Annotated in this window: 1 protein-coding gene; it reads right to left on the reverse strand. The window is 60.5% G+C overall.

Annotated elements, in window-relative coordinates:
- Nucleotides 1-1135 precede the first annotated feature (1135 nt).
- Nucleotides 1136-1387: hypothetical protein (locus JMJ56_RS33055; protein WP_202836110.1), on the reverse strand; the 252-nt coding region annotated here is incomplete at its 5' end.

Here is a 1387-nt window from a genome sequence, read left to right on the forward strand (position 1 = left end):
TGCCTTCACACGGCAAGGGTCACAGGTTCAATCCCTGTCGCACCCACCATCGCCTCAAGGGCTTAGAGCGCTTCGGTGCTTTCCTCAGACCTCCTAGTCAGCACCTAGTCAGCAGGATCGGGCGCGTCAAAGGTCGTCTGGAGCTTCGCAGGACCCTCTCCAGATCGTCGGTGATCATCCCCGACAATGGGCAACCGGCCGCTGCCGCGCTCCGCGCCTATGTAGCTTGGCATAGCCTCTGCTACCGATCTGGATCCCGTCAGTCGGTTTTGGTGGCGTCATGTCGGTCATGATTTCTGCCGAGCCCGATGAGGGCGGGGCTTATGCCCCCGTGCTTGTGTGAAACGCCAGCAGGTCGTGATCACATTCGGCGGGAGGCTCTCGGCAAAGATTGGCCGCAATTGAAAAGGGCAGCCTGAAGATCGCCGCGCTGTCCATCAGGCCACCAGAGCCCAGACGGTCACCTCCGATGGCTCCCAGTCCACGAGCGGCAAGTGCCCAAGGCATGAGGTGCTGATCGATCCGGGACTCAAGCGATTGAATACTTTGATATCGGAACGTTCTCGTGGGTCCGAGGCCGAACACGTCCCGGCGGGATACATGCTCAAGTGGTCCGAAGGCCAGGGAAACCCCAGGGGTGAACACGTTCGCCCACCTCGTCCAGCAGTCGGCAGGTGATCTCGATGCCGGCGCAACAGGCCGCTTCGACATCATACCGATGAGGGTCAGGGTGGGCTCCCGATCAGGGCATAGGAATAGCGGAGCGGTGTCACCATGATGGCGAGCCGGCACAATCCGCAGGCCATGATGCCGAGGCTGCGTTTGTGCCGCATGAAATGATCGCCGTCCGGCATAACCGCCGTGCCTCGATCCTGCATCTCACAGCCTGATGGCGCTGTGCCAGGAACCGCGGCTTATCACCTGCCGAGGAGCAGCGTCTCGCAACCTGCATTCCGGCGTGCTGCGAGGTTTTCTTCTCCGCTTCTCAGTCCTTCTGAGGCCAATTCAGAGACTATCCCGGAGTTGGATTGGGAATTCCTAAAACAGATTATTCTTCTGAAAAGAAGGGTGAGAAGGTGAGAAGGAGAGGTAAATCCCTTGTGGAACCTACCTTTTTCCTTCTCACCCCATCGCGCTAGCCGCCCTGGTTTCTCATCGAGAAGACATTGCTGCCGAGATGCAGGCTCCGCCGCATCCGCTCCATGCCCGTCTCCGGCGCAGTCCAGCCCTCCGGCCGCCAATCGCCAAACACCCTGTCGCGGGTTTGCTCAGCCATCTCGTCGAGCATGATGGCACGCAGCTTCTCGGCCGACGCAGCGATCAACGCCTGATCGCGCACGTAGACGGCGATCCGGATGTTCCGGTTCTCAAAGCCGGGCGCGGCCGG

The sequence above is a fragment of the Belnapia arida genome (assembly GCF_016773205.1).
In the GTDB taxonomy this organism is placed as follows: domain Bacteria; phylum Pseudomonadota; class Alphaproteobacteria; order Acetobacterales; family Acetobacteraceae; genus Belnapia; species Belnapia arida.